At 70.9% G+C, this 15,671-nt stretch carries 13 protein-coding genes; 7 read left to right on the top strand and 6 right to left on the bottom strand.

Annotated elements, in window-relative coordinates; genetic code table 11:
- The first annotated feature begins 4 nt into the window (after window positions 1-4).
- Both HJG43_08375 and HJG43_08370 read left to right on the top strand, forming a co-directional pair.
- Complete coding sequence (locus HJG43_08375) at window positions 5-982, top strand: hypothetical protein (protein UER54553.1); 978 nt, start codon at window positions 5-7, stop codon at window positions 980-982.
- A 56-nt stretch (window positions 983-1,038) separates the two neighbouring features.
- Window positions 1,039-1,467 (top strand): nitroreductase family deazaflavin-dependent oxidoreductase, encoded by a 429-nt coding sequence (locus tag HJG43_08370; protein ID UER55829.1) that lies wholly within the window; start codon window positions 1,039-1,041, stop codon window positions 1,465-1,467.
- Here HJG43_08370 and HJG43_08365 read toward each other — a convergent pair.
- Window positions 1,410-2,063 (bottom strand): RNA-binding protein, encoded by a 654-nt coding sequence (locus HJG43_08365; protein ID UER54552.1) that lies wholly within the window; start codon window positions 2,061-2,063, stop codon window positions 1,410-1,412. The genes HJG43_08370 and HJG43_08365 overlap by 58 nt on opposite strands.
- Before the next feature lie 85 nt (window positions 2,064-2,148).
- Here HJG43_08365 and HJG43_08360 point away from each other — a divergent pair, with 85 nt between their 5' ends.
- Window positions 2,149-3,195, top strand: a complete 1,047-nt coding sequence (locus HJG43_08360) for an EamA family transporter (GenBank protein ID UER55828.1) — start codon at window positions 2,149-2,151, stop codon at window positions 3,193-3,195.
- A gap of 157 nt (window positions 3,196-3,352) precedes the next feature.
- On the opposite strand, the gene HJG43_08355 is transcribed toward HJG43_08360, so the two are convergent.
- The 5 genes from HJG43_08355 to HJG43_08335 all read right to left on the bottom strand — a co-directional run bounded on the left by HJG43_08355 (window position 3,353) and on the right by HJG43_08335 (window position 8,562).
- A complete protein-coding gene (locus tag HJG43_08355; GenBank protein UER54551.1) occupies window positions 3,353-4,534 on the bottom strand; it encodes an ABC transporter permease in 1,182 nt (393 codons plus the stop codon).
- Complete coding sequence (locus HJG43_08350; protein UER54550.1) at window positions 4,531-5,454, bottom strand: ABC transporter ATP-binding protein; 924 nt, start codon at window positions 5,452-5,454, stop codon at window positions 4,531-4,533. The genes HJG43_08355 and HJG43_08350 overlap by 4 nt, the downstream gene beginning before the upstream one ends.
- Before the next feature lie 10 nt (window positions 5,455-5,464).
- On the bottom strand, window positions 5,465-7,177 hold the full coding sequence (locus HJG43_08345; protein ID UER54549.1) for an ABC transporter permease: 1,713 nt from the start codon (window positions 7,175-7,177) through the stop codon (window positions 5,465-5,467).
- A gap of 4 nt (window positions 7,178-7,181) precedes the next feature.
- Window positions 7,182-8,123, bottom strand: coding sequence for an ABC transporter ATP-binding protein (locus tag HJG43_08340; protein ID UER54548.1), 942 nt, complete (start codon window positions 8,121-8,123; stop codon window positions 7,182-7,184).
- Between the two features lie 217 nt (window positions 8,124-8,340).
- Window positions 8,341-8,562: a transcriptional regulator gene (locus HJG43_08335; GenBank protein UER54547.1), complete on the bottom strand. Its 222-nt coding sequence runs from the start codon at window positions 8,560-8,562 to the stop codon at window positions 8,341-8,343.
- Between the two features lie 345 nt (window positions 8,563-8,907).
- Here HJG43_08335 and nrdR point away from each other — a divergent pair, with 345 nt between their 5' ends.
- From nrdR to HJG43_08315, 4 genes are all read left to right on the top strand, one after another.
- The gene (nrdR, locus tag HJG43_08330) at window positions 8,908-9,435 is read left to right on the top strand and encodes a transcriptional repressor NrdR (protein ID UER54546.1); all 528 of its coding nucleotides are present in this window, start codon (window positions 8,908-8,910) and stop codon (window positions 9,433-9,435) included.
- A gap of 144 nt (window positions 9,436-9,579) precedes the next feature.
- Window positions 9,580-13,527: a vitamin B12-dependent ribonucleotide reductase gene (locus HJG43_08325; GenBank protein UER54545.1), complete on the top strand. Its 3,948-nt coding sequence runs from the start codon at window positions 9,580-9,582 to the stop codon at window positions 13,525-13,527.
- Window positions 13,528-13,885: 358 nt separating this feature from the next.
- Window positions 13,886-14,026: a hypothetical protein gene (locus HJG43_08320; protein UER54544.1), complete on the top strand. Its 141-nt coding sequence runs from the start codon at window positions 13,886-13,888 to the stop codon at window positions 14,024-14,026.
- A 600-nt stretch (window positions 14,027-14,626) separates the two neighbouring features.
- On the top strand, window positions 14,627-15,379 hold the full coding sequence (locus HJG43_08315) for a hypothetical protein (protein UER54543.1): 753 nt from the start codon (window positions 14,627-14,629) through the stop codon (window positions 15,377-15,379).
- Window positions 15,380-15,671 lie beyond the last annotated feature (292 nt).

Here is a 15,671-nt window from a genome sequence, read left to right as displayed (position 1 = left end):
ACCCATGCCGACCGTCCCCGACGTCCCGCTGACCGGTGCCCTCCTGCGTGGCGCCTTCCCGCCCGGCTACGAGCGTGACCGGCTCGACCCGGACCTCGCCCTGGGCTCCCGCGTGTGGCGGCTGACCCAGGACGGCGAGACCGAGCGGTGGGCCGCCGAGGTCGCCGAGCTGCGCGAGCTGACGGCTGCCGCCGCCGACCCCGAGGCCGCGCTCGCCGCCGTCCTCGGACCGTGGCTCGGCGACCCCGACGGGCCACCGGACGGCGTGCCGTGGACCGAGCTGCTCGACCAGCTGGAGGCGCTCGTCGAGCTGGCCCGCACCGCCCCGGGCACGCTCACCGTCCTGACGCCGGACGACGAGGTCGCCCGGCCGCTGCGGACCAGCCGCTTCCACCCCGAGCCCGGCGTCCAGGACGTCGCGGCCCGCGCGGTCGCCGCCGCCCACGGCGAGGAGATCCAGCGCTGGGCGGCCGACAGCCGCGGCGCCTGGCGCTGGCACGGCTACGCCGACACCGGCCGTCCGGTCGGGGTGGTCACCGACCTGCGTACCGGGCGGGAGACCGAGGTGAGCGGCGCCGCGCTCGTTCTCGAGCAGCGGTCCGGCGGCACGCCGAGGGCGGTGACCGTGTGGCCGGAGGTGCCACTGGACGCCGAGCTGCGGGCCCGGTACCCCGACCTCGCCAGTGCGCTGGGGTCGTGGCTGGCGGCGGCGGGGGAGTCGGCGTGGACCGGGCAGCAGCTGCTGGTCCGGTCCACCGTCGGTCCGGCCCGGGCCGCCGTCCGCGAGCAGCTCGACCGGTTGCTCGCCGACCACCCGGACGACGCGGGGCTGGCCGCCGCGGTCGAGGCGATGGGCAGCCACGTGCGGACCGGAGCCGTGCGGCCGTGGCTGGAGATGATCCGCAACCGGATCGGCAGCCCCCTGCGCGACGAGCACGGCACGCCCATCGACGACTACGCCCTGGGCGGGTGGTCGCGCTGAGCGCCGCGTACGGTGCGGCCGTGCAGACACAGGACCCCGAGCTGAGCCAGTCCGAGCTGAGCCACTACGAACCCAGCCCGAACGAGCACGTCCGCCGCCAGGTCGAGGAGTACGAGTCCTCCGGCGGCACCCGCGGGACGACGATGCGCGGGCTACCGGTCGTCGTCCTGACCATGCGGGGGGCCCGGAGCGGCCGGCTGCGCAAGGTGCCGCTGATGCGGGTCGAGCACGACGGGGTCTACTGCGCGGTTGCGTCCGAGGGCGGGGCGCCGCGGCACCCGCACTGGTACCACAACCTGCTCGCCCACCCCGACGTCCGGGTGCAGGACGGTCCGCGGGTGGTCGACTGCCGGGCCCGGCTCGTGCACGGCGAGGAGCGCGCGGTGTGGTGGCAGCGGGCGGTGGCGGCCTTCGGTGACTACGCCGACTACGCCGAGCGCACCGAGCGGGAGATCCCGCTGTTCGTGCTCGAGCCGGTGGGCTGAGGCCCGGCGGACTGAGGCCCGGTGGGCTGAGGCCCGGTGGGCTGAGGGCCGGCCGCCCGGCGCGCCCGGTAGGCCGCGACGGCCACCCGGTTGCCGCAGCCGCCCTCGCAGTACCGGCGGGACCGGTTGCGGGACAGGTCGACCAGCACGGCGCCGCAGTCCTCGGCCTCGCACACTCGCAGCCGGCTCAGCTCCCCGCTGCGGACGACGTCGACGAGCGCCATCGCGGCCTCCACCGCCATCCGGGTGGCCAGCGGCTGCTCCGGACTGGTCGCGTGCAGGTGCCAGTCCCAGCCGTCGTGCCGGACGAGCTGCGGCAGCGCCCGGGCACCGCTGAGCAGGGCGTTCACCTCCGCCACGACGACCTCGTCGTCCTCGGCGGTCCAGATCCGGCGCAGCACCGGGCGCAGGTCCCGGACGGCGGACAGCTCGGCCTCGTCGTGAGTCCGGCTGCCGGTGTACTCCCAGGCCTCGACGAACGCGTCGAGGTCCTCGACCGTGCGCAGGGTGTCGCCCTGCTCGGTGCCGTCGCCGAGGGTGTTGATCAAGGCCGCGGACGACGCCAGAGACGTCTCGGTGTCATGGGCGAAGACCATGTTGACTCCTGACGTTGCGGGCTCGTAGTGTCATCACCGTTCCCGCAGTTTACCCCTGTCAGATGAGGTTGCCGCCGTGACTGCCGTGCGCCCTGCCGTCCTGGACCGTCCCGCCACCCCCGCGCGGCGCCGTCCGGGCGTCGATGCAGCCGGCATCTGGCTGGCACTCGTCTCGGCCGCGGCGTTCGGCAGCTCGGGCACGCTGGCGAAGTCCCTGCTCGAGACCGGCTGGTCGCCCGGTGCGGCCGTCACCTTCCGGATCGGGGGAGCGGCGCTGCTGCTCGTCGTGCCGGCCGTCGTCGCGCTGCGGGGCCGCTGGGACGTGCTGCGCCGCAACGCCGGTCTCATCACCGTCTACGGCCTCGTCGCGATGGCCGCCGTCCAGCTGTTCTACTTCAACGCGGTGACGACCCTCAGCGTCGGCGTCGCCCTGCTGCTGGAGTACCTCGGCGTGGTCCTCGTCGTCCTGTGGCTGTGGCTGCGCCACGGCCAGCGGCCCCGGTCCTGGACGCTCGTCGGCGTCGTCCTGTCGGTGGCGGGTCTGCTGCTCGTGCTTGACCTCACCGGCGGCATGCGCGTCGACCTCGGCGGCGCGCTGTGGGGACTCGGTGCGGCGGTCGGCCTGGCGTTCTACTTCGTCCTGTCCGCGCGGGAGACCACCGGGCTGCCGCCGCTCGTCATGGCCGCGGGCGGCATGGTCGTCGCGACCGTCGCCCTGGCCGTGGCCGGGGCGGTCGGCGTGATGCCGATGACCTGGGCGGCGGACGACGTCCGGCTGGCGGGTGCGCTCGTCCCCTGGTGGGTGCCCGCGGGTCTGCTCGTCGTCGTCGCCGCGGCGCTCGCCTACGCCACCGGGATCGCCTCCACCCGGCGGCTGGGCTCCAAGATGGCCAGCTTCGTCGGGCTCACCGAGGTGCTGTTCAGCGTGGTCTTCGCCTGGCTCGTGCTCGGGGAGCTGCCGATGCCGGTGCAGCTTGCGGGCGGGGTGCTCATCGTCGCCGGCGTCCTGGCCGTCCGGTACGACGAGCTGCGGGAGCGCCCGGACGTCCTCGCGGGGCTGGACGTCGTCCCTGGCCCGGACGTCGTCCCCGACCCGGACGCCGTCCCCGACCCGGAGAGCTCCCCTTCGTGATCATGCAATCCCGCCACCCCCCCGGCCACCGTCCGGCTCGCAGAATGCTGGGTTGTTGGCGCGACACGCCGCAAGGGCGGCGCTGAATCCAGCATTTTGGCAGCGGGCGCTCAGTGGGCAGGGTGGCGGGATTGCATGATCACCGAGGGGGTGGGGGTCAGGCGGGGGTGGAGCCGCCGAGGACCTCACTCCACTTCGCCCGCCGGCCGGTGATGAGCAACGCCCGGCGGTACACCCGGGAGGCGAACGCCGCGAGCAGGACGGCGGTCGCCGCGGTGAGCACCATCGCGAGCACGAGCTGCCACACCGGGACGGTGCCGGCCGCCCAGCGGATCGGCATCACGAGCGGCGCGGTGACCGGCACGATCGAGGCGACGACGGCGACCGGTCCGTCACTGTCCTGCGCGGCGAACACGACGCCGAGCATGTAGCCGGCGATCAGGATGATGCTGATCGGGGCGATCGTCCCGCCGACGTCCTGGACCTTGTCGACCATCGCCCCGGACGCCGCGAACACGAACGCGAACAGCGCGAACCCGAGGACGAACCACACGACACCCAGGGCGAGGTCGGCCGCGGCGGCCTCGGGCAGCCCGATCTCGTCGGTGACCCGGACGCCGACCGCGACCGGGGTGAGCAGGACGAGCAGCTGGGCGAGGGTGGCGAGCCCCACGGCGAGCACCGTGCCGACGAGGATCTGGCTGGAGCGCAGTACCGGCAGCAGCACCTCGGAGATCCGGCTCGCCTTCTCCGTCGCTACGGACGTCGCGATCGCGCTGCCGGCGAACGTCACCGCCAGGTACAGGACGATCCCGACCAGGAAGCCGGCGCCCGCCCGGTCGGCGTCCTCGGCGCCCCCGACCCGCACCAGCTGCGGCGGCGACACCTGCTGCAGCTCGGCGACCTGCTCAGCAGACAGTCCGGCGTCGGCGAGCCGCTCGGAGGTCTCCAGCATGGTGACGGCCTGCGCGACCGTCCCGGGGAACGTGTCCGTGAGGTTGCTGCCGGCGTAGAGCGTGTCGCCGACCAGGGCCGCGTCGGCGTCGCCGCCCTCGACGGCCTGGCGCGCGGCGTCCGAGGAGTCGACCTCGACGTACTCGACCTCGAGGCCGCTGCCGGCCGTGGTCGCGTCGAGCGACTCGACGAGACCCTCCGGGGCTGGCCCGACCATCGCCAGGGCCCGGGTGCCGTCGTCCCCGCCGAGCACCTGCGGCAGCACGACCCCGGCGGTGCCGATGAGCAGCAGGATCAACGTGACCACCCTGAACGACCGCGACCGGACGGTCTCGGTCATCGCCCGTCCGGCGACAAGCCGGGTGCCGCGCCACCACTCGCTCACGCTGGCACCTCCTCGACGCTGGTCCTCCCGGCGGCGGTGAGGAACAGGTGGGACAGGGTGGGCAGGTCCAGCCCGAAGTCGACCACCTCGCCCTGCGCGCGGGCGGCGTCCAGGACGGCGAGCGCGTCGACGTCCGGGGACAGGGAGAGCCGCAGCTCGTCGACCTCGTCGCTGACCACCCGGACGCCGGGAAAGCGGGCGACCCAGTCGCGGCCGGCCCCGCGCACGTGCAGCCGCAGCTGGCGCTCCCCGGAGGAGGCGCGCAGCCGGGCCACCGGTCCGGCCAGCACCGTGCGTCCGGCGTCCACCATGACGATGTCCTCGCAGAGGTCCTGGACCAGGTCGAGCTGGTGGGAGGAGAACAGCACGGTGCGTCCGGCCTCGGCGCGCCGGCGCAGCGTCGAGGACAGGTTCTCCACCGCGACGGGGTCGAGCCCGTTGAACGGCTCGTCGAGCACGATGACGTCGGGGTCGTGGACGAGCGCGGTGGCCAGTTGCAGCCGCTGCTGCATCCCGCCGGACAGCTTGTCGGTGCGTGAGTCCCACCGGTCGCCCAGCCCGAGCTCGGCCAGCAGCGCCCGGGCCCGGGTGGTGGCGTCGTCCTTGGCCAGCCGGTGCAGCCGGCCGAAGTAGATGACCTGCTCACCGGCGGGCATCGCCGGGTACAGGCCACGCTCCTGCGGCATGTACCCCCAGCGCTGCCGGTCCTGCGGCAGGACCGGCCGGCCGTCGTAGGTGACCTCGCCACGGTCGGGGGTCAGGACGCCGAGCAGCACCCGCAGCAGCGTCGTCTTGCCGGCGCCGTTGGGGCCGAGCAGGCCGGTGATCACTCCCGGGACGACGTCGAAGGACACCCCGGCCAGCGCCTGCCGTCCGCCGAACGCGTGCGCCACGTCGCGGACGCCGAGCCCCCTGGTCACGGGTGGCACGCTACCGGCCGTGGGGGCGCCGTCCGCGGCCGTGGTCCTCGCGTGCCTCCCACCGGAAGGTTCGCAGCGCGATGAGGGAGGCGCCCACCAGCCAGACGACGACGACGGCGAACGAGCCCCATGCCACGGCCGTCCCAGCCGGGTCCAGGGCACGGTCGAGCAGCCGGACGACGTGCTGCAGCGGCAGCACCGACCCGACCGTCGACATCCACTGCGGCGGGTTCACGACGAAGACGTCGGAGAAGAACGACGCCGGCAGCAGCACGCCGAGCCCCACCGCGCCGACGGCCTTCGCGTCCGGGAGGCCGCCGGCGAGGGCGAAGCCGCACGCGCCGAGGGTCACCGCACCCAGGACGACGAACGCGCCGGCGAGCAGTAGGCCGGGCCAGGTGGGGGTCAGGCCGAAGAACAGCACGCCCACCCCGACAACGAGGACGGCGGTGAGCAGTGCGATCCAGAGCGCCGACAGGATCCGCCCGGCGAGGTAGGCCGCGGCCGGTGTCGGCGTCCCACGCAGCCTCTTGAGCACACCGCGGTCCCGGGCGGTGGCCACGGCTTCCGGCAGGTTGACGAACGCGGTGACGGCCGTCCCGAAGGCGATCATGCCGGCCGCCAGGACGGCGACCAGATCCGGGTCGCCCCCGGCGGAGCGACTCATCCCCGCGTTGAGCACGAAGAGGCCGAGCGGCATCGCGACGGCGAAGAACAGCCAGCCGGGGTCCCGCATCGCTGCCCGGGTCGCCGCCGCCGTCTGCGCGACGACCAGGGACACCGGGCCCGGACGACCGGCCTCGGCCACGGCCAGACTCGCCGGACGCCGAGGGGCCCCGCTGCTGTCGGGCGTCGGCCCGGGTGCCGGGTGGGTGGTGGCCCGCCGTCCCCGGGACGACGTCCGGTCGGCCGCCGGCTCCCAGCGGAAGGTGCGCAGGGTGACTGCCGCCGCCCCGGCGCCCCAGACGACGAGGACGGCCAGCGCCCCGCCGTCCCACCCTGAGCCGGTGGAGAACGGGTCGAGCTGCCCCTGCAGGGCCCGCAGCAGCACCCCGACCGGCAGGACGTCAGCGACGTGCTGCATCCACGCCGGCATCTCCCCGACGGTGAACAACCCGGACAGGAAAGACATCGTCACCGCCAGCCCGATCGCGACGGCCTGAGCGGTGTTGCCCGAGCGGGCCAGTGCCGCGACGGCGAGGCCGAGGGCTGCGAAGGCTGCGGTGGCGACCAGGACGGTGACTGCCATGGCCGGCACGGTCCGCCAGAACACCTGGACGTCGTAGACCAGGACGCCGACGAGGAGCATCAGCGTGTAGGCGGCGACCGCGACCAGCGCTGCGCTGACCACCTTGGCCCCGAGGTAGACGCCGGCGGGTAGCGGCGTCCCGCGCACCCGGCGGAGCACTCCGCGCTCGCGAGCGACGGCGACTGCCGTGGCCACGGTGGGGAAGGCCGCGAACAGCACGCCCATCGTTGCGGCGCTCGGGGTCACCACCTGCATGACGCGGATCCCGGAGGTGCCGTCGAGCACGTCGTTGCCGGCGAGGAACCCGAGGACGACGAGCCAGGTCAGCGGCAGCACGAGGGTGAAGATGACGACGAGCCGAGCCCGCCACAGGTCGGTGAGGGTGAACCGCAGTTGGTCCAGGCCGAGCCGGCCCAGAGACGGACGTCGTTCGGTGGACGGGCGTGCCGTTCGGCTGGACAGGCCTGTGCTCACGGACTCACCGGGGTCCCGAAGTCGAGGCGTCGGGACGGGCGTCGGTGCCCGCAGCCGCGACGAGCTCGAGGTAGACGTCCTCCAGGGACGGCAGGGTCACCTCGATCTGCGGCAGCTCCTCGCCGCGGCCGACCGCCCACCCGGTCAGCCTGTTCAGCGCCAGGGTCGGGGTCGTCGTCCTCAGCCGCCAGCCGGCACCTCGGGGCAGGAGGGCGCCGTCCAGCTCGGGCAGGTCGGCGGGCACCACGCCGGCCGGAAGCCGGAACGCCACGGTGGCAACGGCGTCGCCGGTAGCCCGGATCTCCTCCGGCGTGCCGCAGGCGACGAGCCGACCGGCGACGACGACGGCGACGCGGTCCGCGAGGTGCTCGGCCTCGTCCATGTAGTGCGTGGTGAGCAGGACCGTCTTGCCGAGGCCGCGCAGTGACCCGACGAGGTCCCAGGCGCGGCGCCGGGCCGAGGGGTCGAACCCGGTGGTCGGCTCGTCCAGGAACAGCACGTCCGGGTCGCCGACGAGTCCCAGGGCGAGGTCGAGGCGGCGCCGCTGCCCGCCCGAGAGCGTCTTGACCCGGGCGTCGCGCTTGTCGGCGAGCCCGACCAGTGCGACGACCTCGTCCACGTCGAGCCGGCGTGGGTACATGCCGCGGTAGAGCCGGACCAGCTCAGCGACGGTGAAGTCCTCCTCCAGGCCGGCGTCCTGGAGCACGATGCCGATCCGCTCCCGGTAGGAGCGCCCGCCGGTGGCCGGGTCGGTGCCCAGGACGTCGACGGTGCCGGAGGTGCGGTGGCGGTGCCCCTCGAGGATCTCCACCGTCGTCGTCTTGCCAGCCCCGTTGGGGCCGACCACGGCGAAGACCTCCCCGAAGCCAACGGTGAACGACAGGCCATCCACGGCCCTGACGTCGCCGTAGCGCTTGTGCAGGTCCGAGACCGTGATGGCGTGCATGGCTGCCTCCCGCGGTCAGCCTGCGCCGCGTGCTGAAGGCCGGCCAGGGGCGAAAGGCCAGGGACGGGCAGCTGGTGCGACACCCGGGCGTGATCGCCACCGGGGGAGGAGTCGCGGCCGTGCGCGGGGGCGGGTGGCGCTGGCGGCGCGACTTCTCCTCCTCGGACGGCGATCACGCGCCGTCGTCGGGAGCCTGGGCCAGTTAGGAGGCCTTGCGCTAGGAGGCCTTGCGCCGGGTGGCTCCACCGCGGCCGCGGAAGGTCACGCCGCTCTCGACGAGGAGGTTGCGGATGAACCCGAAGGAGCGCCCGGAGATCTCGTGGATGTCCCGGATGGACTTGCCGGACTCGTAGAGCCGCCGCGCCTCGGCGGCCATCGCCGCGCGCTCGTCGCCCCGGATGCGCTTGCCCTTGCGGTCCTCGGGCCAGGTGAATGCCATCAGCTGCCTCCTCGTGTGGTGGTGGCACCAGGACCGGTGCCCACCCTGCTGCTACTTGTGATCATGCTTGGGGCGCGGACCGGGCGCAACCGGGACCGATCGGGTTCGCCAGGACGGCGTCCGCCGCAGACAGCCGGTGGAGGCGACACGCCGGCGTGGGCACCGACCTGTGGATTTGCCGCGACACGCGAGAACTCGGCCTGCGGACCTTGCGCAACCACTGGGTCTCGGCCTAGCGTTCACCCCAACATCTAGTAGTTACACTGGTGGCATTCTTCCACAGGTTGTGGACAGGGACGACGAACTCGTCCACAGCCGGTGGACAGGCGGGAGAGGAGGACGACGGTGCACTGTCCGTTCTGCCGGCACACCGACTCGCGGGTCGTGGACTCGCGCACCTCCGACGACGGCACGACGATCCGCCGCCGGCGACAGTGCCCTGAGTGCGGTCGGCGGTTCACCACCGCCGAGACCGCGAGCCTCACCGTGATCAAGCGCTCGGGGGTCAGTGAGCCGTTCAGCCGCGACAAGGTCATCGCCGGGGTCCGCAAGGCCTGCCAGGGGCGGCCGGTGACCGACGACCAGCTGGCACTGCTCGCCCAGCAGGTCGAGGAGTCGATCCGGGCCTCGGGCAGTGCCGAGATCGACGCGCACGAGGTGGGGGTCGCCGTCCTGGGCCCCCTGCGCGACCTCGACGAGGTCGCCTACCTGCGGTTCGCCAGCGTCTACCAGGGCTTCGAGTCCCTCGAGGACTTCGAGGCCGCGATCACTCTGCTGCGCGCGGAGCGGGAGCCGACCGGCGCCGAGCCCGCGACCAGCTCCGAGCCCGCGACCAGCGCCGAGCCCGCGACCGCCGTCCGCCGCGGCACCTAGACCACCGCTGGCGGCGGCGGAGGGGAAGCCGACGCCGCCAGCGGTCACCACGCCACAGCAGCCGGCCCCGCCACAGGGCCGCCGAGCACCACGACAACGCCAGTACGTCGACACTGAGAGCACCAGGGGATTGGGGAGCACGCCATGACGGAGACCACGCCCGACACCACCGCGGGCCGCAAGCGGACGCCGAAGCCCGCCGGCGGCAAGGGCCTGACCATCGACCGGGTCTACACCACCCCCGGTGTGCACCCCTATGACGAGGTGACCTGGGAGCGGCGGGACGTCGTCCAGACGAACTGGAAGACGGGGGAGACGATCTTCGAGCAGCGAGGCGTGGAGTTCCCCGACTTCTGGAGCGTCAACGCCTCGACGATCGTCACGACGAAGTACTTCCGTGGTGCGGTGGGGACCGAGGAGCGCGAGCAGAGCCTCAAGCAGCTCATCGACCGGGTCGTGCTCACCTACGTCCGGGCCGGCAAGGAGCACGGCTACTTCGCCGGTGACACCGACGCCGAGATCTTCGAGCACGAACTGACCTGGATGCTGCTGCACCAGGTGTTCTCGTTCAACTCGCCGGTGTGGTTCAACGTCGGGACGTCGAGCCCGCAGCAGGTGAGCGCCTGCCAGCCGTACGACGCGCTCGTCAGCACGCCTGACGGCTTCGTGCCAATCGGTGAGCTGGTGGAGCGCAACGCTGTCGGGACGAAGGTCTACGACGCTCACGGGCTCACCAAGATCCTGGCGGTCAAGCACAATGGTGTGAAGGACGTGCTGCGCATTCACACCAAGGCCGGGTACCAGCTCGACGTCACTGCGGACCACTTGGTGTGGAAGAGTTCCGGTCAGGGCACTGGCGGGTTCGTCCCTGCCGGAACCCTGCAGGCCGGGGATCAGTTGGAGTGGCACCGCAGGGAGGCGTTCGGAGACGCCGAAATCACCCGCCGCGATGTGGCAGAGGCCGCCTTGGCTGGGTGGCTGCAGTCGGATGGTTTCGTTGGGCGTTACGAGGGAACCAACCGCTCGTTGACCATTGAGGCTATGACGGTCACCGACGCAGAGAAGGCGTGGGTGACGGATGCGCTCGATGTCGTTTTCCCCAACGTCCACCGCCATGAGCGGCGCGTGGAGACCAAGGACGCCACGCTCGACTGTCGTCGTACGCGGCTGTACGGCGAGCCGCTCACGGACTTCGTCGAGCGGTGGGGCCTCCGGACGCGTGGGGTCGAGATGACCGTCCCGGCCCAGCTCTACAGCGCCCCGTTGCCGGTTGTCGCTGCCTATCTGCGGAGCGTCTTCCAGGCCGAAGGTTTTGTCTCAGCACGGTCGTCTTCCACCGTGGTTGAGGTCGACATGATCTCCGAAGGGATCATTCGCGGAATGCAGTCTCTGCTGTTGCGGTTCGGAATTTTCTCCCGCGTCGGCTTCAAGAGGGACGCCCGCACGGATCGTGTCGGCTGCTGGACGCTGCGCATCCAGAACGAGGGCGACCGGAGGACGTTCACCGACGAGATCGGTTTCGTCGATCCCATCAAGAGTGAGAAGCTTGAGCGAAGCTTCGACAAGCCTGGCCTTTCTTCCCAGGCGACGAAGAGGCTTGAGATCGCCCGCATCGAGCCGATCGGTGCCATGGACGTCTATGACATCCAGACCGAGTCCGGCGAGTACCTGAGCGGAAACCTTCGAGTCCACAACTGCTTCATCCTCTCCGTCGACGACTCGATGGACTCGATCCTCAACTGGTACCGCGAGGAGGGGATGATCTTCAAGGGCGGCTCCGGCGCCGGCCTCAACCTGTCGCGGATCCGTTCGTCGAAGGAGCTGCTGCGCTCCAGCGGCGGGACGGCGTCCGGTCCGGTGTCGTTCATGCGGGGGGCTGATGCCTCCGCCGGGACGATCAAGTCCGGCGGGGCGACCCGCCGGGCGGCGAAGATGGTCGTCCTGGACGTCGACCACCCGGACATCGAGGAGTTCGTCGAGACCAAGGCGCGCGAGGAGGACAAGATCCGGGTCCTGCGCGACGCCGGCTTCGACATGGACCTCGGCGGCAAGGACATCACGAGCGTTCAGTACCAGAACGCCAACAACTCCGTGCGGGTCAGCGACGCGTTCATGCGGGCGGTGGAGGAGGGCGGCCGGTTCGGCCTGACCGCCCGCACCACCGGCGAGGTGATCGAGGAGATCGACGCCCGTGACCTGTGGAAGAAGATCGCCAAGGCGGCGTGGGAGTGCGCCGACCCGGGCGTCCAGTACGACGACACGATCAACGACTGGCACACCACGCCGGAGTCGGGCCGGATCAACGCCTCCAACCCGTGCTCCGAGTACATGCACCTGGACAACTCCAGCTGCAACCTCGCGAGCCTGAACCTGCTGAAGTTCCTCAAGGACGACGGCAGCTTCGACGCCGAGACGTTCGCCAAGGCCGTCGAGCTCGTCATCACGGCGATGGACATCTCGATCTGCTTCGCGGACTTCCCGACCGAGGCGATCGGCGACACCACGCGCAAGTTCCGACAGCTCGGCATCGGGTACGCCAACCTTGGCGCCCTGCTCATGGCCTCCGGCCTGGCGTACGACTCGGACGGCGGTCGCGCGCTGGCCGCGGCGATCACGTCCCTGATGACGGGGACGGCGTACAAGAGGTCGGCGGAGCTGGCCGGCGTGGTCGGACCGTACGAGGGTTTTGCCCGCAACGCCGAGGCCCACGCCCGGGTGATGCGCAAGCACGCCGCGGCGAACGACGCGATCCGCACGATGCACACAATCGACAAGGACGTGCAGCGGCTCGCGACGAAGATGTGGGAAGAGGGCAACTCCATTGGCGCCAAGAATGGTTGGAGAAATGCACAGGCCAGTGTTCTGGCTCCGACCGGCACCATTGGATTTATGATGGACTGTGATACCACGGGAATTGAGCCCGACTTTTCCCTGGTCAAGTTCAAGAAGCTTGTCGGCGGCGGGTCGATGCAGATCGTCAACCAGACGATTCCGCGGGCGCTGCGCAAGCTCGGCTACGCCGACGAGACGGTCGAGGCGATCGTCGAGTACATCGCCGAGCACGGGCATGTTGTGGACGCCCCTGGCCTCAAGCCGGAGCACTACGAGGTGTTCGACTGCGCGATCGGTGAGCGGGCCATCAAGCCGATGGGCCACGTCCGGATGATGGCTGCGGCGCAGCCGTTCATCTCAGGGGCCATCTCGAAGACCGTGAACCTGCCGGAGTCGGCGACCGTCGAAGAAATCGAGGACATCTACTTCCAGGGGTGGAAGCTCGGCCTGAAGGCCATCGCGGTGTATCGCGACAACTGCAAGGTCGGTCAGCCGCTCGGCGACGGCAAGAAGAAGGAGGCCGCGGCCGACGAGCCCAAGGTGGAGAAGGTCGTCGAGTACCGGCCGACCCGCCGGCGGCTGCCGAAGTCTCGTCCGAGCCGGACGACGTCCTTCAGCGTCGGTGGCGCCGAGGGGTACATGACGGCCGGGTCCTACCCGGACGACGGCCTCGGCGAGGTGTTCCTCAAGCTCGGCAAGCAGGGCTCGACCCTGGCCGGCGTGATGGACGCCTTCTCGATCGCGATCTCCATCGCGCTGCAGTACGGCGTGCCGCTGGAGACCTACGTCGAGAAGTTCACCAACATGCGGTTCGAGCCGGCCGGTCTGACCGACGACCCGGACGTGCGGATGAGCCAGTCCGTCATGGACTACGTCTTCCGCCGCCTGGCCCTGGACTACCTGCCGTTCGAGACGCGGGCCGGGATGGGCATCTACACGGCCGCCGAGCGGGCCCGCCAGCTCGAGACCGGCACCTACGAGCCGATCACGGAGGAGTCGGACGACGACTACGAGGGACTCTCGCAGTCGGCGCCGGTAACACAGGCCAAGCCGGTTCCCGCCGAGGCGACCGAGTCCGGCGCCGGGGCGGCGACCGCCAAGTCCGCGCCGGTCGAGGTCCACTCGTCGGCCGAGCTGATGGAGGCGCTGCAGGGCAAGGCGTCGGACGCACCGATGTGCTTCACCTGCGGCACCAAGATGCGGCCCGCGGGCAGCTGCTACGTGTGCGAGGGGTGTGGGAGCACGAGCGGCTGCAGCTGATGCCGAGTTGCACGGACGGGCATACGGCAGTTGCACAAAATGGCGCGACTGCACGGCACCAAATGCCATGATCTATCGCGTTTTGATGGGTGATACCTGATGGCGACAACGCCGGCCCGGTACCCGCAGTGGGACCGGGCCGGTGCCCGTTGACCACACTCCCTGGACAGGAACAGTCGGTGACGTGTGATCGAGTAGGAACCGCGGGTCAACCGGCCAGCGGCAAGCACGAAGGCCCGGCCTTGCCGGGCCGGGCCTTCATAGGCACAGACGGTGGTGTCCGTGCGGGTGTGGAAGTCCGTATGACATCACCTTCGGTGCCGGCGACGTAACCGGCACGGAAGGGGGTGAGTAAGAGATGAGCAAGAACAGCAAGCAGACCGGCGCCAAGGCGGCGAAGGCGGCCAGCAAGGTTTTGCGCGACGGGCGCACGAGCAAGGCCAGCAAGTCCGCCGCCGGCAGCGCGTTGGCGCAGACGCCAAAGCGCCGATCGAAGTGACGTCCCCGGCGGCCAGCCCGGGGCGCCGGGCCCCGCGGACCTGAACTGTCAAGGGACAGTAGGAATTGCTCAGGGGCGGGTTCGACGCCTGGGATCCTGAGTTTGAGAGCACCAGACGGTTCCCGCGTCCCTCCCGCGTGGCGGGGTTACGCGGTCACTCGCCATCCCTCTTGCCGGGCGCACCGGGGTTCATGGTTATAGTCCTCAACTGTGCCGCTGCTCTGGCTCGAATAGGAACCGGGCTCTGGCTAAACCGAATGCGGTCGCTTTGAAGTGAGTGGAGGATGAGGCGACGGTCGGCAGCAGCGCGGGCTAGACCCTGCCACATATCGGTGGGGTGTTTGACTCTCCCGCGCGGCTCTTGCGGCCGCGTCGGTGTCGGTGGTTGTCTCTAGTCTCCGGGACATGTTGAGTTCGTGGAAGTCAGCTCCGGTGCCGCACCGGGGCGGGACCTGGGTTCGTCGGGGCGCTCTTGTTCTTCTGCTCGGCTGGGGTGCAGGGGTCCTCCTGTGGCAGGGGGCGCCCGAAGTCTGCCGCGACGAAGTCGCGGGCACTGCGGTGGTGCAGGTCTGCGAGCCAATGGGGCTCTCCGACCCTCGCGTGGCGCTGTACCTGATCGTGGCAGCGCTCCTGTTGTTGCCCGAGGTCAGTGAACTTGAACTTTACGGAGTGGTCACCCTTCGCCGTAGACTTGAGGAGGCGCGCGAGGAAGCTCGAGAGCTGAAGGAGGAAATCACTCGCATTCGTACCCAAGCCTCCGCGCTGAGCCACGCGAATGCCGCTAGTCGGACCGACATCAACCTGAACGTCCGGCAGTTTCAGACCGCGTCCGCCCTCGACGACGTGACCACCGGCGATATGGGGCCCTTCGAGCCGGACGAGGAGGTTGGAGCGTACGCGCAGATGGCCTTCCAGGCGGGTCTAGCCGGGCTTCCTCAGCTGCTGCCTGCCTGGGGACAGGACGCGACGTTGATCGGTTACACCCTCGGCGAGGACGGCCGGCTAGAGCGCACCTATCAGATTGGCGACGACTACGACGACGCAACGCTCGGAGACCTAGACCGACGAGCCAACCAGCGGCCCTACGAGACTGGCATCACGGTCCGGCCGCAGTGTTGGACTGCCATGGCATACGCCATGGACGACGGCGCCCCTGTTGGCGCACTCGCTGTCCTGGTTCCCGGAGAGGACCTTGCGCTGGAGGAAGCGGCCGGCGCCGGCGACGAGTGGGAGACGCTGGCAGCAAGCGCGGAAGCAGTGGCCCGGGCGTACGCCCGGCTGCTGATAGATCTGTTGAACGAGCGGCCGGCACGCTCCGGTACTGGCAAGGCACCCGGGAAGGGGGGACACTGAGCGGCATGGCGGAGAAGATTGTTCGGGTGAACGTGACGCCGGAGGCGCGCGCGAAGGTAGTCCGGTCTGCGCTCCGCAATAGCAAGGTGCGGGTCAAGATGACTGCTGGCCAGCGCCGGGCGCTCAGTCTCGCAGGTGGCGCAAGGGCACGGCGGCACGCCTAGCGGGGCACGACCATCCGGCACCGTCCGACGTTGGGCGCACCCGCGAGTGTGCAGGCACCCGCGACGATGCGGTGGCGGCCCACGGTCCTCTTCCATGGGAATGGCAGCCGGGCTTGGTTGGTAGCCCG

It is taken from the genome of Kineosporiaceae bacterium SCSIO 59966 (assembly GCA_020881835.1).
GTDB lineage: Bacteria > Actinomycetota > Actinomycetes > Actinomycetales > SCSIO-59966 > SCSIO-59966.
The sequence above is the reverse complement of the archived record's forward strand: the minus strand, read 5'-3'. Positions and strand labels throughout refer to the sequence as shown.

Excerpts from the sequence above, each read along its gene's own strand:
- HJG43_08335 (UER54547.1), bottom strand. The coding sequence starts at position 8,562 with ATGGCATTCACCTGGCCCGAGGACCGCAAGGGCAAGCGCATCCGGGGC.
- HJG43_08375 (UER54553.1), top strand. The coding sequence starts at position 5 with ATGCCGACCGTCCCCGACGTCCCGCTGACCGGTGCCCTCCTGCGTGGC.
- HJG43_08325 (UER54545.1), top strand. The coding sequence starts at position 9,580 with ATGACGGAGACCACGCCCGACACCACCGCGGGCCGCAAGCGGACGCCG.
- HJG43_08320 (UER54544.1), top strand. The coding sequence starts at position 13,886 with ATGAGCAAGAACAGCAAGCAGACCGGCGCCAAGGCGGCGAAGGCGGCC.
- HJG43_08365 (UER54552.1), bottom strand. The coding sequence starts at position 2,063 with ATGGTCTTCGCCCATGACACCGAGACGTCTCTGGCGTCGTCCGCGGCC.
- HJG43_08340 (UER54548.1), bottom strand. The coding sequence starts at position 8,123 with ATGCACGCCATCACGGTCTCGGACCTGCACAAGCGCTACGGCGACGTC.